At 65.8% G+C, this 7,339-nt stretch carries 4 protein-coding genes and 2 riboswitches (1 of these 6 cut by a window edge); all 4 genes read left to right on the plus strand.

Annotated features, from left to right (window positions below):
• Window positions 1-156: 156 nt before the first annotated feature.
• Window positions 157-416: riboswitch (cobalamin riboswitch) on the minus strand.
• Between the two features lie 80 nt (window positions 417-496).
• A riboswitch (cobalamin riboswitch) is annotated at window positions 497-774 on the plus strand.
• Window positions 775-976: 202 nt separating this feature from the next.
• Tightly spaced (at most 56 nt apart), the 4 genes in view from cobW to OKW30_RS31290 form a layout consistent with a single transcriptional unit that may run on beyond the window.
• On the plus strand, window positions 977-2,068 hold the full coding sequence (cobW, locus tag OKW30_RS31275) for a cobalamin biosynthesis protein CobW (protein ID WP_429348512.1): 1,092 nt from the start codon (window positions 977-979) through the stop codon (window positions 2,066-2,068).
• Between the two features lie 14 nt (window positions 2,069-2,082).
• Entirely contained in the window at window positions 2,083-5,901 is a 3,819-nt protein-coding gene (cobN, locus tag OKW30_RS31280; protein ID WP_429348513.1) for a cobaltochelatase subunit CobN, read from the plus strand.
• The gene (locus tag OKW30_RS31285) at window positions 5,898-6,998 is read left to right on the plus strand and encodes an ATP-binding protein (protein ID WP_429348514.1); all 1,101 of its coding nucleotides are present in this window, start codon (window positions 5,898-5,900) and stop codon (window positions 6,996-6,998) included. Before cobN ends, OKW30_RS31285 begins: the two co-directional genes overlap by 4 nt.
• Window positions 6,999-7,054: 56 nt before the next feature.
• On the plus strand, window positions 7,055-7,339 hold the beginning of the coding sequence (locus OKW30_RS31290; RefSeq protein WP_187610298.1) for a vWA domain-containing protein. The gene runs 330 nt beyond the window's last position; only the first 285 of its 615 coding nucleotides appear in the window; the start codon lies at window positions 7,055-7,057; the stop codon falls past the right edge of the window.

The following is a 7,339-nucleotide window of genomic DNA, read 5'->3' on the forward strand; positions in this document are numbered from 1 at the left end:
GAGAAGCGGCGTGCGACAGCGCGCGCGGCGGTGAATATAGAGGTCATGCGCAACTGCGAATCCGGGCACGCGCGATGCCGCGCTGCTACGCCTTCACATCCGTTCCCCGCGGATTCCGGCGGCCGGCGGCGCCACGTGATGCACGGATGCAATGCGGCACCGCCTCCGCGTCTGGCCGGTATCCGGGCTGGCGGCCTCATGCGCTTCGCCTTCCCGTCCCGGTTTGTGGATTCGCGGGACAGTGGCATCAAAAAACGCATGCGCGGCACGTCGGAATCGAAGGCGAATCGAATCGCGCGCCGCAGGTCGTTTACCGTTGCGGGGACAGCACAGGTTGAACGCGCGAGGCGCTGCCTGTTTCCCGTTTAACTGCACACGCGAGCGCATGTGCGGGCACCAAACGCGCGCATACGATAGCACATGGCGCCTTGCCGGATAAGCCTCGGCGGCGCTTTCCGGGTCGGTGCGTTGCTTGACTGCGCAAGTCCCCGGGCCTACACTCGCACGCACTTTGGGTGCTCGCGTGCGCGCTCGTGCGCATGCAGTTAAACGGGAAACAGGGAGCCACCTGCTCTGGAGCGGCTAACCTGTGCTGTCCCCGCAACGGTAAGCGAAAAGCGGTTCCGGCTTGATAGCCGGGCACCGCAGTGCCGGCTTCGATGTCCTCGCGCAAGGTCGCGTGGACATTTCACCACTGGACGAGAAACCACTCGGCCGGGAAGGGGAAGCGGCGCTTTCGCCAGCCCGGATACCGGCCCAAAGAAGCAGAACGACCGCCGCGGGGATGCGGCGGCGCGTTCATGACCTCAGTTCCGCTTTCTGTATTTCCGTTGTCGCGGCCATGCCGTCGTTCGTCCCCGTGTCTGGTGATCGCTGGTACTGCTGCGCGTGCTTCATTCGCTCCATTCGCCAGCCGACGCGGACCCACGCGCGGACTTTCCGGCATACCGATCAACGCCAAGGGATGGACCTCACGATGCAAACTCAATTGCGCAAGATCCCCGTCACGATCGTCACGGGCTTTCTCGGCAGCGGCAAAACCACGCTGCTGCGGCACATTCTTCAGCATGCGGGCGGCAAGCGCATCGCGGTGATCGTCAACGAGTTCGGCGAGCTCGGCATCGACGGCGAAATCCTCAAGGGCTGCGGCATCGGTTGCGATGAAAACGGCGTCGAGACCGAAGGGCAATTGTATGAACTCGCGAACGGTTGTTTGTGCTGCACCGTGCAGGAAGAATTTTTCCCGGTGATGGAAAAGCTCGCGGAGCGCCGCGATGAACTCGATCACGTGCTGATCGAAACGTCGGGCCTGGCGTTGCCGAAGCCGCTCGTGCAGGCGTTCAACTGGCCGCAGATCCGCAATGGCTTCACGGTCGACGCGGTGCTGACGGTGGTGGACGGCCCGGCCGCCGCGAGCGGCCAGTTCGCCGATAACCCGCTCGCCGTCGATGCACAGCGCAAGGCCGATCCGAATCTCGATCACGAGTCGCCGCTGCACGAGCTGTTCGAAGACCAGTTGTCGGCGGCCGATCTGGTGATTCTGAACAAGACCGATCTGATCGACGACGCGCGGCAGCACGAGGTCGAAGCCGCGATCCGCGCGGAGATTCCGCCGCAGGTGAAGATCGTGCGCGCGCAGCAGGGGCGGCTCGACCTGCATACGCTGCTGGGCCTCGAAGCGGCGTCGGAAGAGACGATCCACCTGCGTCATGACCACCACGGTTCCGCCGACGACCCCGATCATCACCACGATGAATTCGATTCGGTCGTCGTGCAGGCATCGGTACCGTCGCGCGACGCGGCGCTCGCCGCCTTGCAGACGCTCGTCGAAACCCACACGATTTACCGTGTCAAAGGCTTCGCGGCACTGCAGGGCGCGGCGATGCGTCTCGTGATCCAGGGCGTGGGCCGGCGCTTCGACAGCTACTTCGACCGGCGCTGGCAAGCGGGTGAAAATGGCGACGGCGCGTTGAGCCGCTTCGTGCTGATCGGTGCAGACCTCGACCAGCACGCGCTGCAACAGGCGTTCGACGCGGCGCTCGGCGCGACGTCGAACGCGACGGCATAAACGGGCGCACCAGCATGCATCTGCTGCGCACGACGCCGGGCGGCTTCGTCGACGATACGCAGGGCGTGATCCGCATCGATCAGCAGCCCGCCGAGATCGTCGTGCTCAGTTCCGCCGACACCACGCTGTCGCTGCTCGCGAGCGTCGTGCCGCGTCTCGGCGACGGCTTTCCGAGCGTGCGGCTCGCGAACGTCACGTATCTGCGTCAGCCTGCCTCGGTCGATTTCTATCTGGACGACGTGTTGCGGCATGCGCGCGTGGTCGTCGTCGATCATCTCGGCGGCGAAACGTATTGGCCGTACGGCATCGAGCAGGTGGTCGCGCTCGCGCAGCGCAAACAGCAAACACTCGCGATGTTTTCCGGCGATCTGCAGGAAGACCCGAACCTGCTCGCGCGCAGCACCGCGAGCGCGGAGTTGTGTCAGCAGCTGTGGCGCTATCTGCGCGAGGGCGGTCCGCAGAACGCCGAGGCGTTTTTGCGCTGCATCGCGTATCGCGCGCTCGACTGGGGGCGCGAACCCGATCCGCCGCGCGCGTTGCCGGCCGCGTCGTTGTATCACCCCGAGCGCGATATCCCCATCGTCGCCGACTGGCAGGCGCGTTGGCGGCAAGACGCGCCGGTCGTCGCGATTCTGTTCTACAAGGCGCATCTGCAGGCCGCCAATACCGCGGTGTTCGATGCGCTGATCGACGCGCTCGAAGCGCAAGGGCTCAATCCGCTGCCGCTCGCGATTACGTCGCTGAAGGATGCGGTGAGCCGCGATGTCGTGCAGTCGCTGTGCGCGCAACATGGTGTCGCGCTCGTGCTGAACACGACCGCGTTCGCCGCTTCCGCGATCGACGATCCGGAGCCGCTCGCGCTCGCCGGCGACGCGCCGGTGTTCCAGGTAATCCTGAGCGGCGGCAATCGCGAAGACTGGCTGAAGGACAACCACGGCCTCAATTCGCGCGACATCGCCATGCATATCGCGCTGCCCGAAGTGGACGGGCGCATCATCACGCGCGCGATCAGCTTCAAGGGGCTCGCGTATCGCTGTGCGCATACGCAGGTCGACGTGGTCCGCTATCAGCCCGACCTCGAACGGGTGCGCTTTCTCGCCGAGCTGAGCCGGCGCTGGTGCCGTTTGCGTTCGCTCGATAACGCCGACAAGAAAGTCGCGTTGATTCTCGCCAACTATCCGATGAGCGAAGGGCGCATCGGCAATGGCGTCGGGCTCGATACGCCGGCGTCGGTGGTCGGCATTCTGTCGATGCTGCGCGATGAAGGTTATCGTGTCGGCGAATTACCCGAAAACGGCGACGCGTTGTTGAACAGGCTGACCGAAGGCGTGACCAACGATCCGGTCGTACGCGATCTGCGTCCGGCCCTGCAAAGCCTCGCACTCGACGACTATCTCGCGCATTTCAACGCGTTGCCGGCGAGCGTGCGCGACGCGTTGAACGCTCGCTGGGGCAAGCCCGAGCAGGACCCCACGCTGCGGCGCGGCCGCTTCATGATCGCCGGCTGGCGCTGCGGCCAGGTGTTCGTCGGCATTCAGCCTGCGCGTTCGCGCGAGCACGGCGACTACGCGAGCTATCACGATGCGGAGCTCGTACCGCCGCACGCATACCTCGCGTTCTATTTCTGGCTGCGCCATCAGTTCGGCATCGACGCGGTCGTGCACGTCGGCAAGCACGGCAACCTGGAATGGCTGCCGGGCAAAAGCGTCGCCTTGAGCGACGCATGCTGGCCCGATCTGATTCTCGGACCGATGCCGCATCTGTATCCGTTCATCGTCAACGATCCGGGCGAGGGCAGCCAGGCGAAGCGGCGCGCGCAGGCGGTGATCATCGATCATCTGATGCCACCGCTTACACGCGCCGAAAACTATGGGCCGCTGCAGGACCTCGAACGCCAGGTCGACGAATACTACGAGGCATTGATGGTCGATTCGCGTCGCGCGAAGCTCTTGCGTCGCACGATTCTGACGACGATCGTCGAGCATCGGTTGCACGAAGAGCTGAGTCTCGCGGCGCCGAACGGACAGGACGATGAAGACGCGCTGCTCACACGCGTCGATGCGTGGCTGTGCGAGCTGAAGGAAGCGCAGATTCGCGATGGCCTGCATACGTTCGGGCAGTCGCCGCGCGGCGTGCAGCGGCGCGACACGCTGCTCGCGCTCGGGCGCTTTCCGGTCGGCGATGGGCAGGGCGGCAAGGCGGGGCTCGTCGACGCGTTGGCGCGCGATCTGCGCATCGATCATCGGTTCGACCCGTTGACGGTGGATTGGGCCGCCGCATGGGACGGCCCGCGACCCGAGGTATTACAGCGGGTCAGCGATGCACCGTGGCGACATTGCGGCGATACGCGCGAGCGGTTGGAATTGCTCGCGGGCGAGCTGTTGCGCGGCGTCTGCGGTGTCGATTGCGATGACGCGGATCGTTCGCAGGCCGTCCCCGTAGCCGACGAAAGTCTGCCGCAAGCGGCACAGGTGATCGCACGCCTGCGCGACGACGTGCTGTCGCGTCTCGACGCCTGCGGCCCGCAGGAAATGACGCAGCTTAAACGGGGCCTCGAAGGACGTTTCGTGCCGCCAGGTCCGAGCGGTTCGCCGTCGCGCGGTCGGTCCGACGTGCTGCCAACCGGCCGCAACTTCTATTCGGTCGACACGCGCGCGGTGCCGACGCAAGCCGCGTGGGCACTCGGCCTGAAATCGGCGCAGCAACTGATCGAGCGGCATCTGCAGGAGCACGGCGATTATCCCCGCGCGATCGGCCTGTCGGTCTGGGGCACTGCGACGATGCGCACCGGCGGCGACGATATCGCGCAGGCGCTCGCGCTGCTCGGCGTGCGGCCGAAATGGGCGCCGGGCAGCCACCGTGTGACGGACTTCGAGATCATGCCGATCGACGCGTTCGATCGGCCGCGTATCGACGTCACGTTGCGCGTATCCGGTTTCTTTCGCGATGCGTTCGCGAACGTGATGCATCTGTTCGATGCGGCCGTGCAAGCGGTTGCCGAACTCGACGAGCCCGCGGAGCTGAATCCGATTCGCGCGCGCGTGCAGCGCGAACGCGATGCGTTGATCGCGCGCGGCATGGACCCGGTCGAAGCGCGCAAGCGCGCGGGCTGGCGCGTGTTCAGCGCGCGGCCGGGCACGTACGGCGCGGGTCTGCAGCAGATGATCGACTCGCGCCAATGGCAGACCGACGCCGATCTCGCGAACGCGTATCAGGCGTGGGGCGGATATGCGTACGCGCAGAAGAGCGCGGGCGAGGAAGCGCATCAAGCGTTTGGCACGCGCCTCGCAGCGATGGACCTCGTGCTGCAGAACCAGGACAACCGCGAGCACGACGTGCTCGATTCGAACGACTACTACCAGTTTCAGGGCGGCATGGTCGCGGCGGTGCGGCATCTGGCAGGTCAGCAGCCGCGCGTCTATCACGCGGATCACAGCAATCCGGCCGCGCCGCGCGTGCGGACGTTGCAGGAGGAGATCGCGCGCGTGATCCGCTCGCGCGTGGTCAATCCGAAATGGCTCGACGGCGTGAAGCGCCACGGCTACAAGGGAGCGGCCGAGATCGCCGCGACCGTCGATTATCTGTATGGCTACGACGCGACCGCGCGCGTGATCGCGGATCATCAATACGCGCTCGTCGCCGATGCTTATCTGAATGACGCCGATACGCGCGCATTCATGCAACGGCACAATCCGCATGCGCTGCATTCGATCTGCGAGCGTTTGCTCGAGGCGATGCAGCGGGGGCTGTGGCAGCAGCCGGGTGACTATCGCGCGCAGGTGGAAACGCATCTGCTGGCGAGCGAACAGCAGATCGAAGGAAGACAAACATGAATGGAGCGATGCGAGGAGCGGACGACGCGGGTTGCTCCGCCTGTGTATCGGGTACGGCGGCGCGGCCCGTTTTTCCGTTTGCGGCGCTGATCGGCCAGGCCTCGTTGCAGCAGGCGCTGGTGCTCGCGGCGATCGATCCGGGCTTGGGCGGCGTATTGATCAGCGGACCGCGTGGCACTGCGAAGTCGACTGCCGCGCGCGCGCTCGCCGAACTGCTGCCGGAGGGAGAGCTCGTGAATCTGCCGCTTGGCGCGAGCGAGGATCGTCTGATCGGCACGCTCGATATCGAAAGGGTGTTGCGCGACGGCTCGGTGCGCTTCTCCCCGGGGCTGCTCGCGAAGGCGCATCGCGGCGTGCTGTACGTCGACGAAGTCAATCTGCTGCCCGATGCGCTCGTCGATGCGTTGCTCGATGCGGCGGCGAGCGGCGTGAATACCGTCGAACGCGATGGCGTGTCGCATAGTCATGACGCGAGCTTCGTGCTGATCGGCACGATGAATCCCGAAGAGGGCGAGTTGCGGCCGCAATTGATCGACCGCTTCGGTCTGATGGTGGAGTTGCAGAACGCGTTCGAGCCGCAGGTGCGGCAGGCGATCGTCAAAGCGCGGTTCGCGTTCGATCTCGATCCCGCTGGGTTTCGTACCGCTTACGCGGAGCAGCAGGCTTCATACGTGCAGCGAATTCGCTCGGCGCGCGCGGCGCTGCCGCTGCTGTCGTTCGATGACGCCGTCCATGCGCGCGTGAGCGCGCTATGCATCGAGGCGGCCGTCGACGGCCTGCGCGCCGACCTCGTGATGCTGCGCGCGGCGCGCGCGCTGGCCGCATTCGAACGGGCAGGTGCGGTGACGGTGCGACATGTGGAGCGCGTTGCCGATCCGGTGCTGCTTCATCGGCGGCGTCAGCATGATTCGCAACATGCGAATCAGCGCCGGCCAGAAAGCGAGGCGCCGGCACGGGAGCTCGCTGAGGGTGCGTCTGGCGATACGGCTGGATCCACGACACCTTCCGCCGACTCCGAGTGGGGCTACCTGCCGCCCGAGCCGGCCGCGGCTTTGCCTGTCAAAGGCGTCATTGCGCTCGACGCAAAAAAACGCTGAGCCATCGGAAAGGCGCCGCCGCTGACTCGCGCAGCGGTTTTCGATGGCGACGAGGCGTGGGGGCGGATTCGCGCGACACGTCGCGCGGCGAACCGGGCAGGCGCATTGCATGGCCACCGACGCTCGCCGCGATGCGCGAACACACGCTGCGTCGTGAGCATCTGCGCTTCGTACGGGAAGTGCCGCGTGGCGGTGTGCTGCATTGTTTCGTGCTCGATTGCTCCGGGTCGATGCTGGCGGGCCAACGCCTCGCGTTGGCGAAGGGTCTACTGACTGCCTTGTTCGACCGTGCGAGTGCGATGCGCGCCGAGGCTGCGCTGATCTGCTTCGGCGGTGCGGGA

Origin of the sequence: Paraburkholderia sp. Clong3 (genome assembly GCF_050436485.1) — a bacterium.
Taxonomy (GTDB): Bacteria; Pseudomonadota; Gammaproteobacteria; order Burkholderiales; family Burkholderiaceae; genus Paraburkholderia; species Paraburkholderia tuberum.

Excerpts from the sequence above, each read along its gene's own strand:
- OKW30_RS31285 (WP_429348514.1), top strand. The coding sequence starts at position 5,898 with ATGAATGGAGCGATGCGAGGAGCGGACGACGCGGGTTGCTCCGCCTGT.
- cobW (WP_429348512.1), top strand. The coding sequence starts at position 977 with ATGCAAACTCAATTGCGCAAGATCCCCGTCACGATCGTCACGGGCTTT.
- cobN (WP_429348513.1), top strand. The coding sequence starts at position 2,083 with ATGCATCTGCTGCGCACGACGCCGGGCGGCTTCGTCGACGATACGCAG.